General features: G+C 60.3%; 21 protein-coding genes and 1 riboswitch. Of the genes, 14 read left to right on the forward strand and 7 right to left on the reverse strand.

The features are described from left to right. Positions 1-6: 6 nt before the first annotated feature. Entirely contained in the window at positions 7-927 is a 921-nt protein-coding gene (locus PU624_RS04970; protein ID WP_283546799.1) for a nucleoside hydrolase, read from the reverse strand. 117 nt (positions 928-1,044) lie between these two features. Beyond that, a riboswitch (Fluoride riboswitch) is annotated at positions 1,045-1,120 on the forward strand. Between the two features lie 87 nt (positions 1,121-1,207). Here PU624_RS04970 and crcB point away from each other — a divergent pair. Next, positions 1,208-1,585 (forward strand): fluoride efflux transporter CrcB, encoded by a 378-nt coding sequence (gene crcB / locus PU624_RS04975; protein WP_283546800.1) that lies wholly within the window; start codon positions 1,208-1,210, stop codon positions 1,583-1,585. Between the two features lie 128 nt (positions 1,586-1,713). After that, a complete protein-coding gene (locus tag PU624_RS04980; protein ID WP_283546801.1) occupies positions 1,714-2,529 on the forward strand; it encodes a sugar phosphate isomerase/epimerase family protein in 816 nt (271 codons plus the stop codon). On the opposite strand, the gene PU624_RS04985 is transcribed toward PU624_RS04980, so the two are convergent. The 3 genes from PU624_RS04985 to PU624_RS04995 form a co-directional block, all read right to left on the reverse strand. After that, positions 2,526-3,131 carry an alpha/beta hydrolase gene (locus PU624_RS04985; protein WP_283547938.1) on the reverse strand — a complete coding sequence of 202 codons (606 nt, stop codon included), beginning with the start codon at positions 3,129-3,131 and terminating at the stop codon, positions 2,526-2,528. The genes PU624_RS04980 and PU624_RS04985 overlap by 4 nt on opposite strands. Positions 3,132-3,154: 23 nt before the next feature. Next, entirely contained in the window at positions 3,155-4,096 is a 942-nt protein-coding gene (locus PU624_RS04990) for a glutathione S-transferase family protein (protein WP_283546802.1), read from the reverse strand. Positions 4,097-4,194: 98 nt separating this feature from the next. Then, positions 4,195-5,100 carry a LysR family transcriptional regulator gene (locus PU624_RS04995; protein ID WP_283546803.1) on the reverse strand — a complete coding sequence of 302 codons (906 nt, stop codon included), beginning with the start codon at positions 5,098-5,100 and terminating at the stop codon, positions 4,195-4,197. Positions 5,101-5,241: 141 nt separating this feature from the next. Between PU624_RS04995 and PU624_RS05000 the strand changes: the two genes are divergently transcribed. Beyond that, positions 5,242-6,366, forward strand: coding sequence for a GNAT family N-acetyltransferase (locus tag PU624_RS05000; RefSeq protein ID WP_283546804.1), 1,125 nt, complete (start codon positions 5,242-5,244; stop codon positions 6,364-6,366). Here PU624_RS05000 and PU624_RS05005 read toward each other — a convergent pair. Next, positions 6,363-8,195, reverse strand: a complete 1,833-nt coding sequence (locus PU624_RS05005) for an ABC transporter ATP-binding protein (RefSeq protein WP_283546805.1) — start codon at positions 8,193-8,195, stop codon at positions 6,363-6,365. The two genes, PU624_RS05000 and PU624_RS05005, sit on opposite strands and share 4 nt — an antisense overlap. Before the next feature lie 72 nt (positions 8,196-8,267). On the opposite strand from PU624_RS05005, the gene PU624_RS05010 reads away from it, so the two are divergent. Then, positions 8,268-8,768, forward strand: coding sequence for a GNAT family N-acetyltransferase (locus PU624_RS05010; RefSeq protein WP_283546806.1), 501 nt, complete (start codon positions 8,268-8,270; stop codon positions 8,766-8,768). Between the two features lie 35 nt (positions 8,769-8,803). Here the strand turns inward: PU624_RS05010 and PU624_RS05015 are convergent, their stop codons facing one another. Beyond that, entirely contained in the window at positions 8,804-9,721 is a 918-nt protein-coding gene (locus PU624_RS05015; RefSeq protein ID WP_283546807.1) for a sugar ABC transporter substrate-binding protein, read from the reverse strand. Positions 9,722-10,140: 419 nt separating this feature from the next. On the opposite strand from PU624_RS05015, the gene PU624_RS05020 reads away from it, so the two are divergent. The 9 genes from PU624_RS05020 to PU624_RS05060 all read left to right on the forward strand — a co-directional run bounded on the left by PU624_RS05020 (position 10,141) and on the right by PU624_RS05060 (position 21,550). Beyond that, complete coding sequence (locus PU624_RS05020) at positions 10,141-11,532, forward strand: MFS transporter (RefSeq protein ID WP_283546808.1); 1,392 nt, start codon at positions 10,141-10,143, stop codon at positions 11,530-11,532. Further along, on the forward strand, positions 11,513-12,469 hold the full coding sequence (locus PU624_RS05025) for a 2-hydroxyacid dehydrogenase (RefSeq protein ID WP_283546809.1): 957 nt from the start codon (positions 11,513-11,515) through the stop codon (positions 12,467-12,469). The genes PU624_RS05020 and PU624_RS05025 overlap by 20 nt, the downstream gene beginning before the upstream one ends. A 156-nt stretch (positions 12,470-12,625) precedes the next feature. Next, on the forward strand, positions 12,626-13,792 hold the full coding sequence (locus PU624_RS05030) for an HD-GYP domain-containing protein (RefSeq protein WP_283546810.1): 1,167 nt from the start codon (positions 12,626-12,628) through the stop codon (positions 13,790-13,792). Between the two features lie 108 nt (positions 13,793-13,900). Then, complete coding sequence (gene kdpF / locus PU624_RS05035; RefSeq protein WP_010253443.1) at positions 13,901-13,990, forward strand: K(+)-transporting ATPase subunit F; 90 nt, start codon at positions 13,901-13,903, stop codon at positions 13,988-13,990. After that, on the forward strand, positions 13,990-15,678 hold the full coding sequence (gene kdpA, locus PU624_RS05040) for a potassium-transporting ATPase subunit KdpA (protein WP_283546811.1): 1,689 nt from the start codon (positions 13,990-13,992) through the stop codon (positions 15,676-15,678). The genes kdpF and kdpA overlap by 1 nt, the downstream gene beginning before the upstream one ends. Next, the gene (gene kdpB, locus PU624_RS05045) at positions 15,675-17,723 is read left to right on the forward strand and encodes a potassium-transporting ATPase subunit KdpB (protein WP_283546812.1); all 2,049 of its coding nucleotides are present in this window, start codon (positions 15,675-15,677) and stop codon (positions 17,721-17,723) included. The genes kdpA and kdpB overlap by 4 nt, the downstream gene beginning before the upstream one ends. A gap of 10 nt (positions 17,724-17,733) precedes the next feature. Continuing rightward, positions 17,734-18,303, forward strand: a complete 570-nt coding sequence (kdpC, locus tag PU624_RS05050; RefSeq protein WP_283546813.1) for a potassium-transporting ATPase subunit KdpC — start codon at positions 17,734-17,736, stop codon at positions 18,301-18,303. Positions 18,304-18,319: 16 nt separating this feature from the next. Next, positions 18,320-20,998 (forward strand): two-component system sensor histidine kinase KdpD, encoded by a 2,679-nt coding sequence (gene kdpD, locus PU624_RS05055; RefSeq protein ID WP_283546814.1) that lies wholly within the window; start codon positions 18,320-18,322, stop codon positions 20,996-20,998. 54 nt (positions 20,999-21,052) lie between these two features. Further along, positions 21,053-21,550, forward strand: coding sequence for a TIGR00645 family protein (locus PU624_RS05060; protein WP_003852093.1), 498 nt, complete (start codon positions 21,053-21,055; stop codon positions 21,548-21,550). 39 nt (positions 21,551-21,589) lie between these two features. On the opposite strand, the gene PU624_RS05065 is transcribed toward PU624_RS05060, so the two are convergent. Then, positions 21,590-22,558: a LysR family transcriptional regulator gene (locus PU624_RS05065; RefSeq protein ID WP_283546815.1), complete on the reverse strand. Its 969-nt coding sequence runs from the start codon at positions 22,556-22,558 to the stop codon at positions 21,590-21,592. A gap of 93 nt (positions 22,559-22,651) precedes the next feature. Here PU624_RS05065 and PU624_RS05070 point away from each other — a divergent pair, with 93 nt between their 5' ends. Further along, positions 22,652-23,854, forward strand: coding sequence for an MFS transporter (locus PU624_RS05070; protein ID WP_283546816.1), 1,203 nt, complete (start codon positions 22,652-22,654; stop codon positions 23,852-23,854). The last annotated feature ends 55 nt before the right edge of the window (positions 23,855-23,909 follow it).

Genomic DNA, 23,909 nt, shown 5'->3' on the forward strand with positions numbered 1-23,909 from the left:
AGCGCTTCAGGGCGCGGTGAGGGTCTCAAAGAAGTGCGCCCGCACCGCGTCCGCGTCCACACCGAGCGCAATACGCTGGGCAGGCAGACCGGCAAACGGATCGGCCCGGGATGCCAGCGCGCTCAGTTTACGCACCGTCTGACCGCAGGCGATGCCCTCCGTGATCACCCGCAGTGGGCTTTCAGTGAGGGTAAAGGCCTGCGGCAGCGTCAGCCACGCCACCGCCAGGGTATCGTGCAGCGCCATCCCCTCGAATCCCTCTTTCTCCAGACTGTAAGCCAGGTAAGGGCGACAGATAGCGCTCAGCACCGGCTGGTTCAGACGCTGAACCTCTTCGCCGTTGATCAGCACCTTGTGCGTGACATCCAGCGGGATCACCACCACGTTGAGCGCCGAGGCGAGCACCTGATCGGCGGCGTGCGGATCTTTCCAGATATTAAATTCGCTGAAGGACGTGACGTTACCGCTGTGGCCGTCGGTGCCAAACGCGCCGCCCATAATCACCAGCTCTTTCACCAGCGGAATAATATCCGGCGCCTGATTAATGGCCGTGGCAATATTGGTCAGCGGACCAATCGCCACCAGAGTGATCTGATGCGGCTGCGCCCGCACGCTGTCGATAATAAACTGCACCGCGCCAGGCGCCTCATCGCTGAAAGCATTATCAAACGCATCGCCCAGCCCATCTTCACCGTGCAGCCTGGCGGGCGCAGAGGGTGCCAGCGCCAGCGGCCGTGAACAGCCGCGCCAGACCGCCGCGTTAATCGCCATTTTGTCGCAAAACAGCCGGGCATTTTTCACCGCCTGACCCACCGCCACATTACCAAAAACCGTTGTAATCCCCAGCAGATGCTGCGTCCGCGCCGCATAGGCCAGCGCAAAGGCATCATCCACGCCGATATCAGTATCAAAAATCAGGGTACGCATAGGGTCTCCGCAACGGGCTGTAAACCATCAGCATTACCCCGTCAGCGGGCAGGGCGTCAAGCGATTCAGCCGCCACCAGCACACGCTTGCCAGCCTGAAACGGGCGTCGTATTATCAGCCGCTCAAGGTGATGGCGTGCCACCTTTCCCAACCGCCGGTGGGCTTAACACCGGCTGATGACGCCTGACACTCAATCCTTTCGCGGGAGCTGAGGTGTCAGGCGCAGTTTATCTCTGCCTCTCCCCTCAGCCCGGCATTACTCTGTAATCAGGAGCAAGACATGTTTAAACCGTTACTGGCTGTGGTGATCGGCGGCTCTGCTGGCTGTGTTCTGCGCTGGCTGTTCGCGATGCGCTTTAATGCGCTCTTTCCCAACCTGCCGCCTGGTACGCTGCTGGTGAATCTGATCGGCGGTCTGGTGATTGGCGGCGCGATGGCCTGGTTTGTCCGCCATCCGGAGATCGACCCGATCTGGAAACTGCTGATCGTCACCGGACTCTGCGGCGGGCTGACCACGTTCTCCTCGTTCACCGCGGAACTCATGGGACTGCTGCAGGCAGGGAAATATCTCTGGGGGATGGCGATCGTGCTGGTGCATGTGATCGGCTCGCTGCTGATGGCGTTTGCCGGTTTCGCGCTGGTCACGCTGCTGGGCTGACCCGGCGAATCGGCGCTTGTCATAACGCTTAAGAGGTAGATACTGTTTCAGGTTTTACTCCCGCGCTGCGCTGTGCGGGCGTAATGCTGAACGTCACCGATTATTCCGGACGATTAAGGAGCCGAGCAATGCGAACCAATTCCACCTTCCTTAACCTGGTGTTGTTAAACGGTGCACCCGGCCAGAAATTACAGGCGGCGCGTGACGCCGGTTTTGATCAGGTCGAGATCTGGCGCGAGGATGTTGACGCAAACGCGGGCGGCGCGGCGGCCCTGGCGGAGATTGCCGTCTTAAAGGGACCCGGCTTTATCAATCTGCAGGTGCTGCGCGATTTTACCGGCGCACCGGGTGCGCTGCGCGGAAAGAAGCGTGAGGAGCTGCGCGAGTTTATCCGGATCGCTCAGGCGCTGGGCTGCGACACCATTCAGGCACCGGCCAGCACCCGCGAGGATTGCTGTGCAGATCAGATTGATGATGACCTGCGCTGGATGGCCTCTGAAGCCGCACGCTACAACATGCGCATCATGTATGAGCCGATGGCCTGGTGCAGCGTGGACAACACGCTGCCGCTGGCGTGGCAGCGACTGCAGCGGCTCGACCAGCCCAATATCGGACTGGTGGTGGATCTGTTCCACATCTGCGCGCTGGGTGGCGACGCCTCGCATCTGGACGGCATTCCCGCCGACCGCATTTATGAAGTGCAGTTGTGTGATATGGCCGCCGTTCCCGCTCAGGATAAGCAGAGCCTGATGGCGATGGCAAAGCATCAGCGTCTGCTGCCCGGCGATGGCATTATCGACGTTGAACGCTTTGTCGATAAGCTCAAAAGCGCGGGCTATCAGGGGCCGGTGGGAATCGAAGTTTTTAATGATGCGCTGAAACGCCTGCCGCCGGACGTGGCTGCGCGTCATGCCCGGCAGGCGTTAAAGCGTTGCTGGGGTTAATCCTGTAAGCACTGCCCGATAAACGCGGCGGCGTGCATGGCACCCTGGGCTGAGATGGTGTGGCCAGTGGCGGGTTCAAAGCGCGCGTCGACCGGCACCGAAGCGGCTCTGAGCCGTGCGGCGGCAGATTCGCTCTCCTGCCACGGAATGACATCATCGGCCTGACCGTGAATCAGCAGCGCGGGCACATGAGCCTGCGGCGTTAATTCACCGTCAACCGCCAGACGACCCGAGAAGGCGACCACGCCCGCCAGCGGATAACGGCCAGAAGCCAGTGCATCCAGCGCCATGATCGACCCCTGAGAGAAGCCCACCAGCACCACATCCTGCCAGCGATCGGCGAAGCCGTGCTGCGCGACAATCTCGCTCAGCGTCGCATCAAACGCCGCCCGCGCGGCCCGTACCCGGCCCGGCCGGTTCTCTGGCGTCACGTCCGCCAGGCTGAACCACTGCCAGCCAAAACCGGCGGGAAAACGTTCAGGTGCATTGGGTGAGGCAAAAATCACATCCGGCAACAACGTCGCCCAGTGACGGCCAATCGGAGCCAGATCGTCGCCGTTACTGCCTACGCCATGCAGAAAAATCACCAGTACTTTTGCCATCATTGCTCCTTTAGCTTACGCCCTTAAAAACCGTATTCACTCATATCCGGGCCAGCCGGAACGATCCCGTTCGGATTCAGCGCCTTGATTGAGTAATAACCCTGTTTGATGTGATCGATATTGACCGTCTCACGTACGCCAGAAACCGACAGCATGCTCTTAAGATAGCGATTCAGCAGCGTATAGTCGCGTATCCGGCGCAGGTTGCATTTGAACAGGCCATGATAGGCGACGTCAAAGCGAATCAGGGTCACGAACAGGCGAATATCGGCTTCCGTCAGCCGTTCACCCAGCAGGAAGGTGCGGCCATCGCCGAGCAGGGCCTCCAGTTCATCGAGCTGGCTGAAGACATCGTTAAATGCCTGCTGATAGCTGATCGCGGTCGTGGCGAATCCGGCGCGATAAACACCGTTATTCAGACGCGGATAGAGGCTCTCATTCAGCGCATCAATCTCCGCACGCAGCGCGGCGGGATAGAGGTCGATATGGTTATCGGCCAGGTTGCCAAAGCCGCTGTTAAACATGCGCACGATGTCAGCGGACTCGTTGTTAACGATGGTGCCGGTTTTCTTGTCCCACAGCACCGGCACGGTGGCGCGGCCGGTGTAATCGGGCACGACGCGGGTATAGATTTCATGCAGATATTGCGCGTTGTTCAGCGGGTCCGGCTGCGAACCGGGAAAATTGCCAAAGCGCCAGCCCTGGGCACCGAGCTGCGGCTCTACCACCGTCACGCTAATCAGCGACTCCAGCCCTTTAAGTTTACGGGCCATCAGGGTACGGGATGCCCACGGGCAAATCAGCCCCACATAAAGATGGTAACGATCGGGTTCGGCCGCGAATTCAGTGGAGCCATCGCTGCTGATAAAATGCCGGAAGCCGGACGTCTGACGGACGAAGCCGCCCTGTTTATCGGTAGCCTGCACCGGATGCCAGTCACTACTCCATTTGCCTTCTACTAACATTGTGCGACTCCTCTGTGATGAGAGACGCAGCTTAACTGATGCCGAAACAGCTGATAATCCGGTCACGAAGACAATCATTTATTCCATTATGGAAGAAATCACGCCAGCGGAAAGTGGGTGAAATGCGTCACCAGAAAGTCGATCAACAGGCGCGCCCGGTGTGCCAGATGGCGGGCAGGCGGATAAACCGCAAACAGGCCCAGCGGCGGCGTCCCGACGTTCTCCAGCAGCCGGACAATCTCACCACGTTGCAGCGCCGGAGCCGCAATAAAACCGGGCAGACGCGCAATGCCTAATCCGGCGACGGCGGCCTGCAGGCAGGCTTCGGTGTTGGCGAAGCGCAGACGCCCGCTCACCGGTACGGTAACTATCTCGTTGCTACCGTCGCCGCTGGCAAACGGCCAGTGCCAGGGATCGCGAAAGTTGGTGTCGATAATGCACTGATGCTGATCCATGTCACGCCAGTGCTGCGGCGTGCCGAACTGCTCCAGATAGACCGGCGAAGCGGCGATGCGCACATGTACCTCACCCAGCTTGCGTGCCACCAGGCTGCTGTCGCTGAGGGTACCGATACGGATCGCCATATCAAAGCCTTCATCAACAATGTTGACGGCCCGGTCTGAAAAGCTCACATCCAGTTCGATCAGCGGATAGCGCCGGGCAAACGCCACCAGCACCTGGGAGAGCACCGCCGTGCCAAAGGAGCCGGGCGCGCTGATTTTCAGCCGGCCGGTTGGTGTGGTGGCGCTTTCCCGCACGCTGGCATCCAGCGCCTCAAAGGCATCGAGCAGGTTTTTCACCCGCTCATAATAGCTGCGCCCGACGTCGGTGGGCGACAGGGCGCGCGTGCTGCGCTTGAACAGCTGGACGCCGAGCTGCTGCTCCAGCTTTGAAACCAGCTTGGACGCCTGACTGCTGCTGGTGCCCAGACGTAACGCCGCCGCCGAAAAGCTGCCGGTTTCCAGCACCGTGACAAACATCCGGTCACAATCGAGTCGATCCATGGCGATGTCCTGTGGAGGTAAAGTGGCAGTATAGGGGCTGCGGCCAGGCGTTGCAGCCTTCACTTTGCGTGCCTTAACCCTTTCGCTGGCGGGGAAAACCTGCTTGACTGACTCTCTGCCCGACGTTCTCTGGAGTATTTCATGTCGCTGATTCACCTGACGTCACTGGCGGAGATCCCGGCCGCCGAGTGGGATGTGCTGTTGCCTGATGACCAGCCGTTTTTACGCCACGCCTTTCTGCTGACCTTAGAAGAGAGTGGCAGCGTGCGGCCCGAATCCGGCTGGCAGCCTGATCACCTGCTGTGGCGGGAAAATGGTGAGACCCGCGCCGCGCTGCCGGGCTACCGCAAACGCCACTCGCAGGGCGAATATGTCTTTGATCACGCCTGGGCGGATGCCAGCCAGCGTGCCGGGATCCGCTACTACCCGAAATGGCTGGGGGCGATTCCCTTCAGCCCGGTCAGCGGCGCACGCCTGCTGGGTGACACCTCCGCTGCGGCACAGCTGCTGTCGGCCCTGCCGGAGAGCCTGTTGCAGCAGGGGTTAAGCGGCGCACACATCAACTTTACCGATGCGCAGGCTAACCAGCTGCTGGCCGATCAGCCCGACTGGCTGTCCCGGCTCGGCTGTCAGTATCACTGGCATAACCGTGGATACCGCGATTTTCAGGACTTCCTGGACACGCTGATGTCGCGCAAGCGCAAACAGCTGCGTAAAGAGCGTGAGCAGGTGGCGCAGAGCGGCTTTGAGTTTGACCGCTATCGCGGCTGTCAGCTGCGCGAAGATCAGTGGGATTTTGTCTACACCTGTTACGCCAACACCTATGCGGTGCGCGGTCAGCGGCCCTATCTGACGCGCGACTTCTTCAGCCTGCTGGCGGAACGGATGCCGCAGAATATTGTGGTGGTCATCGCCCGCTTACAGCAGCAACCGGCGGCGATGGCTTTCTATCTGCGGGACAGCCACTCGCTCTATGGCCGCTACTGGGGCTGTCTGGCGGAGTTTGACCGGCTGCACTTCGAAACCTGTTTCTATCAGGGGATGGATTTAGCCCTTGATGAAGGGCTAACGCGCTTTGATGCGGGTGCACAGGGCGAGCACAAACTGGTGCGCGGCTTTGAGCCGCAGATCACCCACTCCTGGCACTATCTGCTGCATCCCGGCCTGCGCGATGCCGTGGCAGATTTTCTGGTGCAGGAGCGGGAAGGCGTACGCGGCTGGGCGGAAGAAGCGCGCGACGCCTTACCCTATCGACGCGGCGATTAATCGATGCCGACAAAACCGCCGGTCTGATGCTGCCACAGACGGGCATAAAGACCGTTCTGCGCCAGCAGCTCGTGATGGCTGCCCATCTCGGCAATACCGCCTTTATCCAGCACCACCAGGCGATCCATCTTCGCGATGGTCGACAGGCGGTGCGCAATCGCGATCACGGTTTTGCCCTGCATCAGTGACTCCAGGCTCTCCTGAATGGCCGCTTCCACTTCGGAGTCGAGCGCTGAGGTGGCCTCATCCATAATCAGAACCGGCGCATCCTTCAGCAGCACGCGGGCAATCGCCACACGCTGACGCTGACCACCCGACAGTTTCACGCCGCGCTCGCCCACATGTGCATCCAGCCCGGTGCGGCCCAGTGAATCAGAGAGCAGCGGAATAAACTCATCGGCGCGGGCGCGGTGAATCGCCAGCTGCAGCTCTTCCTCGCTGGCGTCGGGACGGCCATAGAGCAGGTTTTCCCGAATCGAGCGGTGCAGCAGCGAGGTGTCCTGCGTAATCATGCCAATCTGGCTGCGCAGGCTCTCCTGCGTCACGGTGGCGATATCCTGATCGTCGATCACAATCCGCCCGCCGTTCAGGTCATAAAGACGCAGCAGCAGGTTCACCAGCGTCGATTTGCCGGCACCTGAAGGGCCAATCAGGCCAATCTTCTCACCGGGTCGGATGTCGAGGTTAAAACCGTTAATCACCTGACGGCCACCGCCATAATCGAAGCGCACATCCTCAAAACGGATGTTGCCGCGGGTCACGTTGAGCTGCTTCGCCTGCGGTGCATCCTGCACGCTCAGCGGCTGCGCAATGGTTTTCAGGCCATCCTGGACCGTGCCGATATTCTCGAAGATGCCGTTGACGACCCACATAATCCAGCCGGACATGTTGACCAGGCGGATCACCAGACCGGTCGACAGCGCAATCGCCCCGACGCTGATCAGCGACTGGCTCCATAACCACAACGCCAGCCCGGAGGTTGAGACAATCAGCAGGCCGTTCAGCGCCGACAGCGTCAGATCCATGCTGGTGACCATGCGGCCGGCATGCTGCGTTTTTTCCGTCTGCTCCTGAATCGCCTCACGCGCATACTGCCGTTCCAGATCGCTGTGGGCGAACAGCTTGATGGTGGCGATGTTGGTGTAGCCATCAACAATGGTGCCCATCAGCTTAGAGCGGGACTCTGAAGAGACCACCGAACGTTTTTTAACGCGCGGCACAAAGAAACGCAGCGAGGCGCTGTAGGCCACCATCCAGATAATCAGCGGGATCATCAGCCGCCAGTCGGCACCGGCAAACAGCACCAGCGAGGTCACGGCGTAGATCAGCACATGCCAGATGGCGTCCACCAGCTGCACGGCGGAATCACGCAGGGAACTACCGGTCAGCATGATGCGCTGGGCAATACGGCCTGCGAAATCGCTCTGGAAGAAGTTGAGGCTCTGGCGCAGCACGTAGTTGTGATTCTGCCAGCGGATCATGCTGGTCATGCTCGGGCTGATGCTCTGATGCACCAGCATGTCGTGCAGGGCGATAAAAATCGGCCGCAGAATCAGCGCCACCGCACCCATCCACAGCAGTACCGGCCAGTTATCCTGAAACAGGCTGGCGGGCGTGGAGTGATTGACCATATCGATAATGCGGCTCAGATAGCTGAACAGTGACACTTCGATCAGCGCTGCCGCCAGTCCCACCACCAGCAGTGCCGCAAAACTTGGCCAGACCTGACGCAGATAGTAGAGGTAAAACGACCAGACCGTTGAGGGAGGCGAATCGGTGGGCGCGTCATGAAATATATTGATAAAACGCTCAAAACGACGATACAACATAGCGATACTCTTTCCGTCCGGTAAAGAGCTACAGCTTAGTGCATGAACCCCGATCGGCTAAAAGGAGAAAATATGGAAATCGTTATTCGGGCACGGGAACCGCAGGATGCCGCCGCCTATCAGCACCTCTACAGTCATCCCGATGTCTATCCGTGGACACTGCAACTGCCGTTTCCCAGCGTCGCCACCTGGGAGAAAAAATTCGCCAGAATGGATGCCGAGGGGTTTATCGCCTTTGTCGCTGAGATCGATGGCGTGCTGGCCGGGGAGCTGACGCTGTTCGTGGATAACAAGCCGCGCACCCGCCACTGCATCAGCTTTGGGCTGGGCGTGCATCCTGACTTTGGCGGTCGCGGCGTCGGTGAGCGCCTGATCCGCACCGCGATGGACTATTCCCGCAACTGGCTGGGCATTACGCGAATGGAGCTGGAGGTATTTCACGACAACGATCGGGCGCTGCGACTCTATGAGCGGCTGGGCTTTGAGCGGGAAGGGGTGATGCGTCAGGCCGCATTGCGCGACGGCCAACTGCGCGATGTGGTGATGATGGCGAAGCTGCTGAACGGGAAGTGATAACCGGAGCGGCATCTCTGCCGCTCCGTGCTGCGTTACGGATTTTTATTGCTGTAGCGCTGCATGTTCTGCTGCGTGACCAGCTCAAACGGGATCCACTGGTGGGCGTCCACCTTCTGGCCTTTGATCATCTGCTGCGCCACCTCAACCGACTTTTTACCCTGGCCCACCGCATCCTGGAACACCGTCACCGCCAGTCTGCCGCTCGCCAGCGCTTTCAGGCCATCCGGTGTGGCATCAATGCCGCCGACCAGAATGGTTTTCTTCGGCTTCGCCTGAGCCATCGCCATCGTCGCGCCAATCGCCATTTCATCGTTGTTGGCGGCGACAATATCAATCTCTTCGCCGTTCGACAGCCAGTTGAGCATTAAATCCATGCCCTCATTGCGCGCATAGTTGGCGGTCTGCTTCAGCACTACTTTCATGTCGGGATACTTTGCCACCACCTGCTCCACATCTTTGGTGCGCTGCAGCGCGCCCGCATCGCTGAGGTTACCGATCATAATGGCGACGTTGCCACGGTAACCGGCCTGCTTCGCCAGGGCCTCCATCTGCAACGTGCCCGATTCGCGTTCGTCAGAGCCGACAAACACCACACCCGGCGGCAGGGTTTTATCGCCCGGCGTGCGGTTAACGTAGACCAGCGGAATGTGCGCCTGCTGCGCCAGTTTCGTCAGGGCAGGGGTGCTGGCGGAGTCGACCGGATCGACAATAATCGCGTCTACGCCAGCGCTGATAAAACTCTGCACCTGGTCGGTCTGACGACCGACATCGCCGCGCGCATCTTCGAACTGCGCATCCAGATGACGCGCTTTGGCCTCTTTCTCAATCGACTGACGAATAATGGTCAGGAAGTTCTGGTCGAAATAGGCCATTGAGACGCCAATCTTCTCTGCCAGCGCCGACGTCGAAAGAGAAAGCAGACAGAGCATTGCCCATGCACGTTTATTCATTGGGGACTCCAGAGGTTACCGGATGGAATGGATTTTTCATTTATTATTAAAATGGAAAAGCAGGATCATTTGCAGAGTAAGAACTGCCGTCAGCTTTGACAACTGGCCCTTTTCACACTTGCTAGCGCCGCCACATTTTGCCGTGAAATTGCCGCGTCATAGCTGCCCGCGCCGGTGAAATCCCCGACCTGGCGCACACTCTGCGGCAGAGAGCCGTAGCTTTTCGCGCTTTTGTGCAGCGCCGCACGGGCAGTTGTGGCAGTTGCCAGAAAAGCGCGTAATCGGAGCCGTCGATCTCAACATCCGCACAATGACCGATGGTTAGCGGCCTATCTATATTCCCTTAAGCGGGAAATCTCAGCGTTATTCCTGAAAAAAACCTCGTGGCGTAACCCGCCGCTTTTTAAGGAATTCAGCTCATGCCAAAAGACCAAACCCCTCAACGGACGACCCATGTCCGCATCGGGATCCTCTGCCTGATCCTGTTCCTGTCGGTGGTGGCTTATGCCGATCGCTCGATCCTCTCGATCTCCGGATCGGCGATCAAAGAGGAGTTCGGGCTGTCCGCGATCCAGCTCGGATTGATCCTCTCGGCCTTCAGCTGGGCCTATGTCATCGGCCAGATTCCCGGCGGACTATTGCTTGACCGCTTCGGCGCCAAAAAAGTCTATGGCGTCACGCTGGCGCTCTGGTCCGTCTCCACGCTGGCGATGGGCTTCGTGGGGGAGTTCTCCAGCGGCATGACCGGCGCACTGATGCTGATGTTTGGGCTGCGCTTTATGCTGGGATTGATTGAGGCGCCCAGCTTTCCCGCCAATGCGCGCGTGGTGATTATGTGGTTCCCCGGCGCAGAGCGGGGACGGGCTTCCTCGCTGTTCAGCTCGGCGCAATATTTTGCCGTCGCCATCTTCTCGCCGCTTTCAGGCTGGCTGGTGTCGCGCTTTGGCTGGGAATGGCCATTCTTTGTGCTGGGCGGCATCGGTCTGGTGGCGGTATTTGTCTGGGCGGCCTGGATGCGCGAACCGCGTAATCACCCCGGCGTGTCGGAAAGTGAACTGCGCCACATCGTCGAGGGGGGTGCGCTGGTGGATATCGATGCAGCCCAGACGCTGAAAGCGCGGCCGCCGGTCAGCAAAGCGATGTTCAGAAAGCTGCTCACCAATCGCATGCTCTGGTGCGCTTATCTCGGGCAGTACTGCATCATCGCGCTCAGCTACTTCTTTATCACCTGGTTTCCGATCTATCTGGTGCAGGCGCGCGGTATGAACATCATGGAGGCGGGATTCGCCACCATCGCGCCGGCGCTGTTTGGTTTTCTGGGCGGCATCAGCGGCGGTTACCTGTCAGACAAATTAATCGCCCGGGGCTGGAGCGTCTCCTGGGCGCGTAAAACACCCTATATCGTCGGCATGCTGATGGCGTCGAGCCTGGTGCTGGCGGCGATCATTCCCGGTAACGGCGGCATCATCGCCATTATGTCCTTCGCCTTTTTCGGCAAAGGCATCGCGGCCGGAGCAGGCACCTGGACGGTGATCAGCGACACCGCACCCAAAGAGGCGGTGGGTCTGGCGGGTTCAATATTTAACGGCATCGGCAATATTGCCGGTTTCACCACGCCGCTGCTGTTCGGCATCATCGTCGGGCTGACCGGCAGCTACAGCATCGGACTGGCGTTTGTAGCGGCACACTGCGTGGTAGCGGCTCTGCTGTTCCTGCTGGTGATGGGACCGATTGAACGCGTCGGTGAAGAGACCGATCGCCCGGCATCCTATAATAATCAGGAGAAAGAAGATGGCATTAAAGCAATGTAAGGTGCTGATCAAAGGGAAATTCCTGCCACCGCAGTTGATAGAGAATATCGAAACGTCGTTCACCGCCTTCCGGCTGTGGGAGGTAGAAGATGAGGCAGCCTTTCTGGCTGAGCAGGGTGCCGATATCGACATGCTGGTCACCAGCGGCAATGCGGTCATGGGTGCACCCGCCGCGCTGATCGCCGCGCTGCCCAACCTGAAAGCGATCTGCAGTAACGGCGTCGGGTATGACAGCATTGATACGGAGACCGCCCGGTCGCGCGGCATTGTGGTGACCAACACGCCAGAGGTACTGAATGATTGCGTGGCCGATCTGGGGATGGCGCTGCTGCTGGATGTGGCACGCCGCATCAGTGAGGCCGATCGTTTCACGCGTGCTGGTCACTGGTCGCAGGGTCGCTTTCCGCTGAGCAGCAAAATCGGCGGCAAGGTATGCGGCATCGTCGGACTGGGCAATATCGGTCAGGCGGTGGCCAGGCGCGCGCAGGCATTTGATATGGCGATTCACTACTACAACCCGCGTTCACGCCCCGATGTGCCTTATACCCGGCATGAGAGCCTGGTCGCGCTGGCGCAGCAGGCCGATTTTCTGGTGCTGACGCTGCCAGGCGGTGCCGCAACACGCCATATTATCAATGCGGAAGTTCTGCAGGCGCTGGGGCCGCAGGGCTATCTGATTAACATTGCGCGCGGCAGCGTGGTCGATCAGCAGGCGCTGGTGGAGGCGCTGGAAACCGGGCAGATCGCCGGTGCCGGGCTGGATGTGTTTGAACAGGAGCCGCAGGTGCCCGACGCCCTGCGCCAGCGCGACAATGTGGTGATTACGCCCCATATCGCCAGCAGCACCCGTGAAACCATGGCGGCGATGGCTGAGCTGGTGTTTGAGAACATGCTGGCGTTTGCCCGGGGTGAGCCGGTGCTGACCCGGGTAGTGTAACCACACCCCTGACTTAACCCCGCGAAAACAGGGGCGGGGCAGGTGCCTCTCCTCTGACCACTCTTTTAACTCCCGCCTTCGCACAAAACAGCCTGAAGAAAATTTGTCCAGCTGCCGATATCACCTTACCCCCCGTCAATTTTAAGGAGTGATAGCGTGATAAAGCTGATTACCATTGATGAATTGCGTCCAGGGATGTTTATCCACAAGCTGGAGGTCTGGTGGATAAAAGACCAGCGCATTCATAATCAGATGCTGATCACTGACCCACGACAGATTGCCACGCTACGCAGTGAAGGGATCCGCCAGCTCTGGATCGACCTCGATCGATCGGTACAGACGCCGATCGCCTCCCCGGTCGCAAAGCGAACCATTGGCCGTACCCCGTTTTTTCAGGAGCTGGATCAGGCACAGCAGATCTTCCAGCAGGGCAAACCGAAAGTGCTGGCGATGTTCAACGAAGCGCGGCTGGGTAACGGCCTGAAACTCGATTATATGATGGACCTGGTGGATGAAATCGCCGGATCGATCACGCGTGAACCCTCTGCCATGCTGAGTGTGGCGCGGCTGAAAAATCACGATGACTACACCTATCTGCACTCCATGGCGGTCTGCGGGCTGATGATTGCGCTGGGTAAAAAACTCGGGCTGGATGAGCAGCAACTGCGTCGGGTGGGCATGGGCGGTTTACTGCATGATGTCGGCAAAGCGGCCGTACCGCTGGCGATCCTGAACAAAGAGGGCAAGCTGACGGAAGAGGAGTTCAGGGTGATGCGTGAGCATCCGGTGGTCGGCACGCAGATGCTGATAGAAGCCGACGCCGATGACGACCTGCTCGATATCGCCCTGCATCATCATGAAAAATATGATGGCAGCGGCTATCCGCACCGCCTGAAAGGCGAGGCGATCTCGTTCTACGCCCGTATGGCGGCGGTGTGTGATGTTTATGATGCGGTGACCTCAACCCGCTCCTATCGCAACGGCTGGACACCCGCAGAGGCGATGCACCAGATGCTGAGCTGGCGCGGCCATTTTGACCCTGCCTTGCTGCACACCTTTGTACGCACCATCGGTATCTATCCGGTGGGATCGCTGGTACGTCTGGCCTCGGGCCGGGTGGCGCTGGTGGTGAAAGCGGGCGAAAAATCGCTGATGCGGCCCTGCGTGCATGTCTTCTGGTCGCTGCACGCCCAGCGCGAAGTCAAACCGGAAGAGCTCGACCTCGGCGACAGCTTCTGCACCGACAGCATTGTGGGTGCCGAAGACAGCAAGCTGTGGGGCAACGTCGATCTCAATCGTATCTGGGCGCTGGAAGTCGCCTGATTTTTCGCCATTTTTACACTATTTTTACGCCCGCCCGCTGCATTTTAACCCCTTCTTTATACGCCTCCGCGCAAGCTAAGCCATAAATCCAATCCTCTGGAGGTTCCTGTGAGCGTGGGCGTAATAACTGGCATTGTGCTGGTGGTGTTGTTGCTGGGCTATCTGATCTATGCCCTGTTAAATGCGGAGGCCTTCTGATGGCGGCCAATGCTTTTTTACTCATCGCATTTTATCTGGTGCTGCTGATGGTGCTGGCGCAGCCGCTTGGACGGGGCCTGGCCTCGTTAGTGGCTGACAAGCCGGTATTTGCCCGCCTGGAAGCGCCGCTGTGGCGACTGCTGGGCGCGCAGGAATCGGATATGCGCTGGCCTCACTACCTGCTGGCGATCCTGCTGTTCAACGCGCTGGGCTTCGTGGTGCTGCTGGCGATGTTGCTGTTGCAGGGCTCGCTGCCGCTGAATCCTCAGCAGCTGCCTGGCCTGAGCTGGCATCTGGCGCTCAACACCGCCGTGAGCTTCGTGACCAACACCAACTGGCAGTCCTACAGCGGCGAAAGCACCCTGAGCTATTTCAGTCAGATGGTAGGCCTGACGGTGCAGAACTTCCTCTCTGCCGCGACCGGTATCGCCGTCGCCTTTGCGCTGATCCGTGGCTTTGCCAATCGCAGCTCTGCAACCCTGGGTAACGCCTGGCGCGACCTGACCCGCATCACGCTCTATGTCTTACTGCCGATCAGCCTGCTGATGGCGCTGTTCTTTGTCAGCCAGGGCAGCATTCAGAACTTCGCCCCTTATCACAGCTTCTCCACGCTGGAAGGCGTGCAGCAGACGCTGTCGATGGGACCGGTAGCGTCGCAGGAAGCGATCAAAATGCTGGGCACCAACGGTGGCGGCTTCTTTAACGCCAACTCCGCTCATCCGTTTGAAAACCCGACGGTGCTGACGAACCTGGTGCAGATGCTGAGCATCTTCCTGATCCCGGCCGCGCTCTGCTTCGCGTTTGGTGAAAGCGTGCGTGACCGTCGTCAGGGCCACATGCTGCTGTGGGCGATGACGCTGATGTTTGTGGCGGCGGTCGCGGTCGTGATGTGGGCCGAACTGCAGGGCAACCCGCACTTCCTCCAGCTGGGGGCCGACAGCGCCGTCAACATGGAAGGCAAAGAGACGCGCTTTGGCATTCTTAACAGCAGCCTGTTCGCGGTCATCACCACCGCGGCTTCATGCGGTGCGGTCAATGCCATGCACGACTCCTTTACCGCGCTGGGCGGCATGGTGCCGATGTGGCTGATGCAGCTGGGCGAAGTGATCTTTGGCGGCGTCGGTGCCGGTCTCTACGGCATGCTGCTGTTTGTACTGCTGGCGGTGTTTATCGCCGGGCTGATGATTGGCCGTACCCCGGAGTTCCTGGGTAAAAAAGTCGATGTGTGGGAAATGAAAATGACCGCGCTGGCGATTCTGGTCACCCCGGCGCTGGTGCTGATCGGCACCGCCCTGGCGATGATGACCGACGCCGGACGCAGCGCAATGGCGAACCCCGGCATTCACGGCTTCAGTGAGGTGCTTTACGCGGTCTCCTCGGCGGCTAACAACAACGGCAGCGCCTTTGCCGGACTGAGTGCTAACACGCCGTTCTGGAACCTGTTACTGGCTGTCTGCATGCTGCTGGGCCGCTTCGGCATCATCATTCCGGTGATGGCGATTGCCGGTGCGATGGCGGTGAAAAAAGTGCAGCCGGTGGGTAACGGCACGCTGCCAACGCACGGTCCGCTGTTTATTGCACTGCTGATCGGTACGGTGCTGCTGGTGGGTGCACTGACCTTTATTCCTGCTCTGGCGCTGGGCCCGGTGGCTGAGCATCTGCAACTTGTTCAGGGACAATCCTCATGAGTCGTCAACAACAGGCGTTATTTGACGCAGCCCTGCTGCGTACCTCGGCCTGGGATGCGGTGAAAAAGCTCGATCCTCGGGTACAGTTCCGTAACCCGGTGATGTTTGTGGTCTACCTCGGCAGCATTCTGACCTCGCTGCTGGCGGTGGCCATGCTGACCGGACGCATCAGCGGCAGCGCCAGCTTTACCGGGTCGATTGCGGTCTGGCTCTGGTTCACCGTGCTGTTCGCCAACCTGGCGGAGGCGCTGGCAGAAGGGCGCAGTAAGGCCCAGGCCAGCAGCCTGAAAGGGGTGAAAAAAACCAGCTTTGCCAAAAAACTGGCATCAGCGCGCTATGGTGCCGAGTGGCATCAGGTCAGTGCCGATGAGCTGCGCAAAGGCGATGCGGTGCTGGTAGAAGCGGGCGACATCATTCCCTGTGACGGTGAAGTGATGGAGGGCGGTGCCTCAGTGGATGAGAGCGCCATTACCGGTGAATCTGCACCGGTCATCCGTGAATCAGGCGGTGACTTCGCCTCTGTGACAGGCGGTACGCGCATTCTCTCTGACTGGCTGGTGATCACCTGTAGCGCCAACCCTGGCGAAACCTTCCTTGACCGGATGATCGCCATGGTGGAAGGCGCGAAACGCCGCAAAACCCCGAATGAGATTGCCCTGACCATCCTGCTGGTCTCACTGACCATCGTGTTCCTGCTGGCGACCGTGACGCTCTGGCCGTTCTCGGCATGGGGCGGAACGCCGGTCAGCATCACCGTGCTGGTGGCGCTGCTGGTCTGTCTGATCCCGACCACTATCGGCGGCCTGCTGTCGGCGATTGGTGTGGCGGGGATGAGCCGGATGCTGGGTGCTAACGTCATTGCGACCAGCGGACGTGCGGTCGAAGCCGCCGGCGATGTGGATGTGCTGATGCTGGACAAAACCGGCACCATCACGCTGGGTAACCGTCAGGCGACCCAGTTCCTGCCCGCGCCGGGCGTCAGTGAAGAGCAGCTGGCCGACGCCGCGCAGCTCGCCTCGCTGGCGGATGAAACGCCGGAAGGCCGCAGCATCGTGGTGCTGGCGAAGCAGCGATTCAATCTGCGTGAGCGCGATCTCAGCAGCATGGGTGCCAGCTTTATTCCGTTCTCCGCCCAGACCCGCATGAGTGGCGTGAATGTGCAGGATCGGTTGATCCGCAAAGGCGCGGTCGATGCCGTTCGTCGCCATATCGAAGCCAACCACGGTCGTTTCCCGGCCGAGGTCAATGCGCAGGTGGAAGAGGTGGCACGCAGTGGCGGGACGCCGCTGGTGGTGTCAGAGGGCGCGAACGTGCTGGGCGTGGTGGCGCTGAAAGATATCGTGAAAGGCGGCATCAAAGAGCGTTTTGCCGAACTGCGCAAAATGGGCATCAAAACGGTGATGATCACCGGCGATAACCCGCTGACCGCCGCGGCGATTGCTGCAGAAGCGGGCGTGGATGACTTCCTGTCCGAGGCCACACCCGAAGCCAAGCTGGCGCTGATCCGCCAGTATCAGGCAGAAGGACGTTTAGTGGCGATGACCGGCGACGGCACCAACGATGCGCCTGCCCTGGCGCAGGCGGATGTGGCGGTAGCGATGAACTCCGGTACGCAGGCGGCAAAAGAGGCGGGCAACATGGTCGATCTCGACTCGAACCCGACCAAGCTGCTGGAAGTGGTACACATCGGTAAACAGATGCTGATGACGCGCGGTTCGCTGACCACCTTCAGTATCGCCAACGACGTGGCGAAGTATTTCGCCATTATTCCGGCGGCGTTTGCGGCGACCTATCCGCAGCTCAACATGCTCAACGTGATGCAGCTGCACTCGCCCGCCAGCGCGATTCTGTCGGCGGTGATCTTTAACGCCCTGGTGATTGTGTTCCTGATCCCGCTGGCCCTGAAAGGCGTCAGCTACCGCCCACTGAGCGCCGCTGCGCTGTTGCGCCGCAACCTGCTGATTTACGGTCTGGGTGGCCTGCTGGTGCCGTTTGTCGGCATCAAAGCGATCGATTTGCTGTTAGTGCTTTCAGGCATGGCCTGAGGAGAGAAAAATGAGTCAGTTACGTCCGGCAATTTTACTGTTGTTGCTGCTTACGCTTGTCACCGGCGTGGTTTATCCTTTGCTCACCACCGGTCTGGCGCAGTGGCTGTTTCCATCACAGTCCAGCGGCTCGCTGCTGGAGGAAGATGGCGTGGCGCGCGGGTCCGCCCTGATTGGCCAGAACTTTACCCAGCCCGGCTATTTCTGGGGCCGTCCTTCAGCCACCGGTGATAAACCGTATAACCCGCTCTCCTCAGGCGGCAGCAACCTGGCCGCCAGCAACCCGGCGCTGGATAAAGCGGTAGCCGACCGCGTCGCTGCGCTGCGGGCCGCGAACCCGCAGGCGCCGGCAGCCGTACCGGTGGAGCTGGTGACCGCTTCCGCCAGCGGACTGGACCCGGATATTCCGCCGCAGGCGGCTCTCTGGCAGGCCCAGCGTGTCGCCGCCAGCCGCAAGGTGCCGGTCGCCCAGGTCGAGGCGCTGATTGAAAAGATGACGCATCGTCCGCTGATGCCATTCCTCGGCACACCGACCGTCAACGTGTTACAGCTGAATATGGCGCTCAACGAACTGCAATGATGGTGTTAAGGAAGCGATGAACCACGACGAACCTCAGCGTCCCGATCCCGACGCGCTGCTGCAGGCTAACCGCGAAACGCATCGCGGGCAGCTGAAAATCTACTTTGGTGCCTGTGCCGGCGTGGGCAAAACCTACGCCATGCTGCAGGAGGCACAGCGGCTGCGTGCGCAGGGTCTGGATGTGCTGATTGGCGTGGTAGAGACCCATGAACGGCCGGAAACCGCCCAGCTGCTGACAGGATTAACCCTGCTGCCGCGTCGCGCCACCGGCCGTTCGCGTCATGCGGAGTTTGACCTCGATGCCGCGCTGGCCCGCCATCCGGCCGTGATCCTGATGGATGAGCTGGCGCACACCAACGTCAAGGGCTCGCGCCATCCCAAGCGCTGGCAGGATATCGAGGAGCTGCTGGAAGCGGGTATCGACGTCCTGACCACCGTCAACGTGCAGCACCTTGAGAGCCTCAACGATGTGGTCGGCGGCGTCACCGGCATTCAGGTGCGCGAAACCGTACCCGATCCCTTTTTCGACAGCGCCGACGAAGTGGTGCTGGTCGATCTGCCGCCGGACGATCTGCGGCAGCGGCTGAAAGAGGGCAAAGTCTATATCGGCGACCGCGCTGAGCGCGCCATCGAGAACTTTTTCCGCAAAGGTAATCTCTTCGCCCTGCGTGAGCTGGCTCTGCGTCGCACCGCCGACCGGGTCGATGATCAGATGCGCGCCTGGCGCGATCAGCAGGGACGGGAACGCGTCTGGCACACCCGCGACGCCATTCTGCTCTGCATTGGCGACGACAGCGGCAGTGAAAAGCTGGTCCGGACCGCTGCCCGACTGGCGGCGCGACTCGGCAGTGAATGGCACGCGGTCTATGTCGAAACGCCCCGGCTCAACCGGCTGCCGGAAGCGCGGCGACGGGCAATCCTGCGCACGTTACAGCTGGCGCAGGAGCTGGGCGCGGAAACCGCCACCCTCTCAGAACCGGATGAAGCGGAAGCGGTACTGGGCTACGCCCGCGAACACAATCTGGGCAAAATCGTCACCGGCCGTCGCCCGCTGCGGCGCTGGCGGCGTGACAGTTTTGCCGAGCGTCTGGGTCAGCTGGGTCCCGATCTTGACCTGCTGGTCGTCGCGCTGGATGAGCCGCTGAAAGATGCGCCGCATCCGCTGCCGGATGGCCGCGTCAACAGCGAGAAATGGCGTATTCAGCTGCGCGGCGTGATGATGGCGCTGGTGCTCTGCATTCTGGTGACCGTGGCCGGACAGTCGGTGCTGATCAGTTTCGATCCCGCCAACTGCGTGATGATCTATCTGCTGGCGGTGGTGATCGTGGCGCTGCGCTATGGCCGCTGGCCGTCGGTGATCGCCACGGTGATGAACATCATCGCCTTCGACCTCTTCTTTGTGGCCCCCACCGGCACGGTGGCGGTTTCCGACCTGCAATATCTGGTGACCTTTGGCGTGATGCTGGCGGTCGGCGTGATCGTCGGCAATCTTACGGCAGGCGTGCGTTACCAGGCGCGCGTGGCGCGCTACCGTGAACAACGGGCGCGCCAGCTCTATGAAATGGCGAAATCGCTGGGCAGCGCGTTAACGCCGCAGGATATCGCCGCCACCAGTCAGCGGGTGCTCGACGCCACCCTGCAGGCGCGCTGCCTGCTGCTGCTGCCGGATGAGCAGGGCGAGCTGAAACCGGTAGGCGATGCGTTACCGGCCAGCGAGCCGGATCGCGCGATTGCGAAATGGAGTTACAGCAAAGGCCAGCCTGCGGGCGCGGGCACCGATACCTTACCGGCGGTGCCTTATCAGATCCTGCCGCTGAAAAGTGGTGCGCACTGCCGGGGTTTGCTGGTGGTGGAGCCGCAGAACCTGCGTCAGCTGATGATCCCCGAACAGCAGCGGCTGGTCGAAACCTTTACCGTGCTGATCGCCAACGCCCTGGAGCGGATGGCGCTGTCGCACAGCGAGGCGGCCTCCCGGCTTTCGGCAGAGCGTGAACAGCTGCGCAATGCGCTGCTGTCAGCGCTGTCGCACGACCTGCGCACCCCGCTGACCGTGCTGTTTGGTCAGGCGGAAATGCTGATGCTCGACCTGGCCAGCGATAACTCAAAATATGTGCCGCAGGCCAGCCAGATCCGCGAGCAGACGCTGAGCACCATCCGGCTGGTGAGCAACATGCTGGATATGGCGCGCATTCAGTCGGGCGGCCTTAATCTGCGGGAAGAGTGGCTGGCGCTGGAAGAGGTGATCGGCGGCGCGCTGAGCAGCATGGCACCGTCGCTGAAAGGGCATGAGGTCCAGCTCGATCTGCCGGACGACATCGTGCTGATCAAAGGCGACAGCACGCTGCTGGAGCGGGTCTTCACTAACCTGATAGAGAACAGCCTGAAGTATGCCGGTAACAGCGCCCCACGTGGCATTCGCGCCTGGCGGGCAACGACACGGCTGGAGATCGCGGTCTGGGACAGCGGACCGGGCATTGCCGAAGAGGATTTAACCCGGATATTCGATAAGTTCTGGCGCGGCAATAAAGAGTCGGCGGTGCCGGGCGTCGGGCTGGGTCTGGCGATCTGTAAAACCATTATCGAGAGCCACGGCGGCCAGATCTGGGCCGAAAACCGGCCCGAAGGTGGCGCGGCATTTCGTCTCTCGCTGCCGCTGCCGCCCGCCCCTGAAATTTCTGACGAAGGGCTGAAATAACTTCACAGTGAATCGGTTATACTCCCGGTCCTGTTTGTTAACATGTGGGACCGTATGGAACGTTTTACCGAAAACCTGATGTATGCATCGCGCTGGTTGCTGGCTCCGGTTTACATTGGACTTTCGCTGGGATTGCTGGCGCTGACCATTAAATTTTTCCAGGAAATTTTCCACCTGCTGCCCAACATTTTCAGCATTGCGGAAAACGATCTGATCCTGCTGCTGCTGTCGCTGGTGGACATGACGCTGGTTGGCGGCCTGCTGGTGATGGTGATGCTGTCGGGTTATGAGAACTTCATTTCTAAGCTCGATATCGACGAAGACAAAGAGAAGCTGAGCTGGCTGGGCAAGATGGACTCCGGCTCGCTGAAAAACAAAGTCGCGGCCTCCATCGTCGCCATCTCCTCGATTCACCTGCTGCGGGTGTTTATGGAAGCGCGCAACGTCGAAAACGACAAGCTGATGTGGTACGTGATTATCCACCTGACCTTTGTGCTTTCCGCCTTTGTAATGGGCTGGCTGGACAAAATGTCGCGCTACGATAAAAAGTAAATTTCTCCCTCTGGCGACCCGCTGACGCGGGCGCCTGCTTTATCCTTTCCGCTCTGTTCCCCCTGAACGATCCGCTGGCTGCGAGGCCGGACGCGTGCCTGCCAGTTGCGGCATCACCTCTTTGATCATCGCAAAAAAGTGCTGCAGCCTGGCCGGGTAGTAACTCGCCCAGGGATAGGTCAGCCACACCGGAAGCGGCGGTGCCTGCCACGCAGGCATCAGCTGAACCAGGCCGCCATCCGCTAAATCTTCCTGCACTGCCCATGAGGAGACAATCGCCGCGCCCATTCCCGCCAGCGCCGCTTTGCGCACCGCGTATAAACTGTCGCTGCTCAGCCGCGGCGTAATCGCCAGGTTCACCGGCTGACCGTCGTCAATCTTCTGCAACGCCACTTCGTTACGGTAAAAACTGGTCAGCGCCAGCCACGGCAGATCGCGCAGCTGTTCAATCTGTTCTATCGGCGGATGCTGCGCCAGCAGATGCGGAGCGGCCACCACAATGCGCGGCACTTCGGCCAGCAGCACCGCCACCACCGAGGGATCGGTCGGCGCGCCGACCTGAATGGCGCAGTCCACATTCTCCGCCATAAAGTCGGGCGTGCGGTCATTCAGCATCCACTCGATATTGAGCCGGGGATAGCGGTGCAGATAGTCCACCAGCGGAGCGATCAGCTGATCCTGACCAAAGGCGTGCGGGGCACGTACCCGCAGCGTACCGACCGGGTCGGCGCTGGCGCCGGTCAGCTCATCTTCCAGCGCATGCCAGGTCGCCAGCAGCTGCCGCGCCTGGGCATAGCAGCGTTCGCCATCATCGGTCAGTTTCAGCGCATGGGTGGTGCGCAGGATCAGCTTCAGCCCCAGACGCTGCTCCAGGGTCTGCAGCCGACGGCTGACGGTGGGCTGTGTCGTACCGAGCTGGGCGGCGGCGGCGGATAAGCTGCCGCTCTCGACGATACGGATAAAGGTCTGCATCAGGTCGATGCGATCGCTGCTGTTCGGGTTATTCATACGTACCACGCATAACGGTTTTGCCTGATGTCAGTCTACCGCGTATAACCGCGATGCGCTTTAATGGTGGGACGAAATGATGAGGATTACAGCATGTCAGCCATACAGACCCGGACTCAAAATGAATCGCTCTCCACGCCGCTGGTGTTTACCCTGGCCGCCGGTGCCGGACTCAGCGTGGCGTCGATTTACTACAGCCAGCCGATGCTGGATATCATCAGCAGGCAGTTTAACGCCGGCATTGGCGCAGTCGGCATGGTGCCGATGCTGACCCAGGCGGGCTATGCGCTGGGTATTCTGCTGCTGGCCCCGCTGGGGGATCGTCATGACCGCCGCACCATTATCTTTATCAAGGGCTTACTGCTGGTCGCGGCGCTGCTGCTGTGTGGTTTTTCCGGCGGACTCAGCGCGCTGCTGGTTGCCAGTTTTATCACCGGCCTGACCGCCACCGTGGCGCAGGATATTGTGCCCGCGTCGGCGGCGCTGGCCCCGGAACGCAGCCGCGGTAAAACGGTCGGCACGGTGATGACCGGGTTGCTGGTCGGCATTCTCTTATCGCGGGTGGTCAGCGGGGTGGTGGCGGAGTATTTCGGCTGGCGCACCATGTATATGATCGCCGCGCTGGCGGTGCTGCTGATTACGCTGACGCTGTGGCGGGTGCTGCCGCGCTTCGCACCCGGTACTTCGGTGAGCTATCCGCGTCTGTTGCTGTCGCTGGTGCATCTGTGGCGTCACCATCAGACGCTGCGCCGGGCTGCGCTGGCTCAGGGTCTGCTCTCTGTAGCCTTCAGCGCCTTCTGGTCAACACTGGCGTTGATGCTCAGTGACCGTTTTCATCTGGACAGTGCCGTCGCTGGTGCCTTTGGTTTAGCCGGGGCTGCAGGTGCGATGGCGGCACCGCTGGCGGGCAGTTTTGCTGACCGAATCGGCCCGGCAAGAGTCACCCAGGCCGGTGCCGGGCTGGTGACGATCTCTTTTGCGCTGATGTTTCTGCTGCCGCTGCTGCCTGTGCCTGCGCAGCTGGCGCTGATAGTCGTCTGTACCATCGGCTTTGATTTGGGCGTGCAGGCTACGCTGGTAGCACATCAGACGCTGGTCTACGGTCTGGCGCCGGAAGCACGTAGCCGTCTGAATGCACTGCTGTTTACCGTGGTGTTTATCGGAATGGCGACCGGTGCGGCGCTGGGCAGTCTGGCGCTGGCTCACTGGGGCTGGAATGGCGTGGTTGCGCTCGCCACCTTAGCTGGTGCCGCGGCTCTCGCGGTCCGCTTCGCCAGTCGCCACCTGAAAAACTGACCTCTCGCCCGTCAAAAAATGTGCCAGGCTTATTCATAAACCCGAAATATTGTGG

Origin of the sequence: Pantoea sp. Lij88 (genome assembly GCF_030062155.1) — a bacterium.
Taxonomy (GTDB): domain Bacteria; phylum Pseudomonadota; class Gammaproteobacteria; order Enterobacterales; family Enterobacteriaceae; genus Pantoea.

What these genes read in the sequence shown, in the direction of transcription:
- PU624_RS04970 (WP_283546799.1), bottom strand. Translation starts at nt 927, where the DNA reads ATGCGTACCCTGATTTTTGATACTGATATCGGCGTGGATGATGCCTTT.
- crcB (WP_283546800.1), top strand. Translation starts at nt 1,208, where the DNA reads ATGTTTAAACCGTTACTGGCTGTGGTGATCGGCGGCTCTGCTGGCTGT.
- PU624_RS04980 (WP_283546801.1), top strand. Translation starts at nt 1,714, where the DNA reads ATGCGAACCAATTCCACCTTCCTTAACCTGGTGTTGTTAAACGGTGCA.
- PU624_RS04985 (WP_283547938.1), bottom strand. Translation starts at nt 3,131, where the DNA reads ATGGCAAAAGTACTGGTGATTTTTCTGCATGGCGTAGGCAGTAACGGC.
- PU624_RS04990 (WP_283546802.1), bottom strand. Translation starts at nt 4,096, where the DNA reads ATGTTAGTAGAAGGCAAATGGAGTAGTGACTGGCATCCGGTGCAGGCT.
- PU624_RS04995 (WP_283546803.1), bottom strand. Translation starts at nt 5,100, where the DNA reads ATGGATCGACTCGATTGTGACCGGATGTTTGTCACGGTGCTGGAAACC.
- PU624_RS05000 (WP_283546804.1), top strand. Translation starts at nt 5,242, where the DNA reads ATGTCGCTGATTCACCTGACGTCACTGGCGGAGATCCCGGCCGCCGAG.
- PU624_RS05005 (WP_283546805.1), bottom strand. Translation starts at nt 8,195, where the DNA reads ATGTTGTATCGTCGTTTTGAGCGTTTTATCAATATATTTCATGACGCG.
- PU624_RS05010 (WP_283546806.1), top strand. Translation starts at nt 8,268, where the DNA reads ATGGAAATCGTTATTCGGGCACGGGAACCGCAGGATGCCGCCGCCTAT.
- PU624_RS05015 (WP_283546807.1), bottom strand. Translation starts at nt 9,721, where the DNA reads ATGAATAAACGTGCATGGGCAATGCTCTGTCTGCTTTCTCTTTCGACG.
- PU624_RS05020 (WP_283546808.1), top strand. Translation starts at nt 10,141, where the DNA reads ATGCCAAAAGACCAAACCCCTCAACGGACGACCCATGTCCGCATCGGG.
- PU624_RS05025 (WP_283546809.1), top strand. Translation starts at nt 11,513, where the DNA reads ATGGCATTAAAGCAATGTAAGGTGCTGATCAAAGGGAAATTCCTGCCA.
- kdpA (WP_283546811.1), top strand. Translation starts at nt 13,990, where the DNA reads ATGGCGGCCAATGCTTTTTTACTCATCGCATTTTATCTGGTGCTGCTG.
- kdpB (WP_283546812.1), top strand. Translation starts at nt 15,675, where the DNA reads ATGAGTCGTCAACAACAGGCGTTATTTGACGCAGCCCTGCTGCGTACC.
- kdpC (WP_283546813.1), top strand. Translation starts at nt 17,734, where the DNA reads ATGAGTCAGTTACGTCCGGCAATTTTACTGTTGTTGCTGCTTACGCTT.
- kdpD (WP_283546814.1), top strand. Translation starts at nt 18,320, where the DNA reads ATGAACCACGACGAACCTCAGCGTCCCGATCCCGACGCGCTGCTGCAG.
- PU624_RS05060 (WP_003852093.1), top strand. Translation starts at nt 21,053, where the DNA reads ATGGAACGTTTTACCGAAAACCTGATGTATGCATCGCGCTGGTTGCTG.
- PU624_RS05065 (WP_283546815.1), bottom strand. Translation starts at nt 22,558, where the DNA reads ATGAATAACCCGAACAGCAGCGATCGCATCGACCTGATGCAGACCTTT.
- PU624_RS05070 (WP_283546816.1), top strand. Translation starts at nt 22,652, where the DNA reads ATGTCAGCCATACAGACCCGGACTCAAAATGAATCGCTCTCCACGCCG.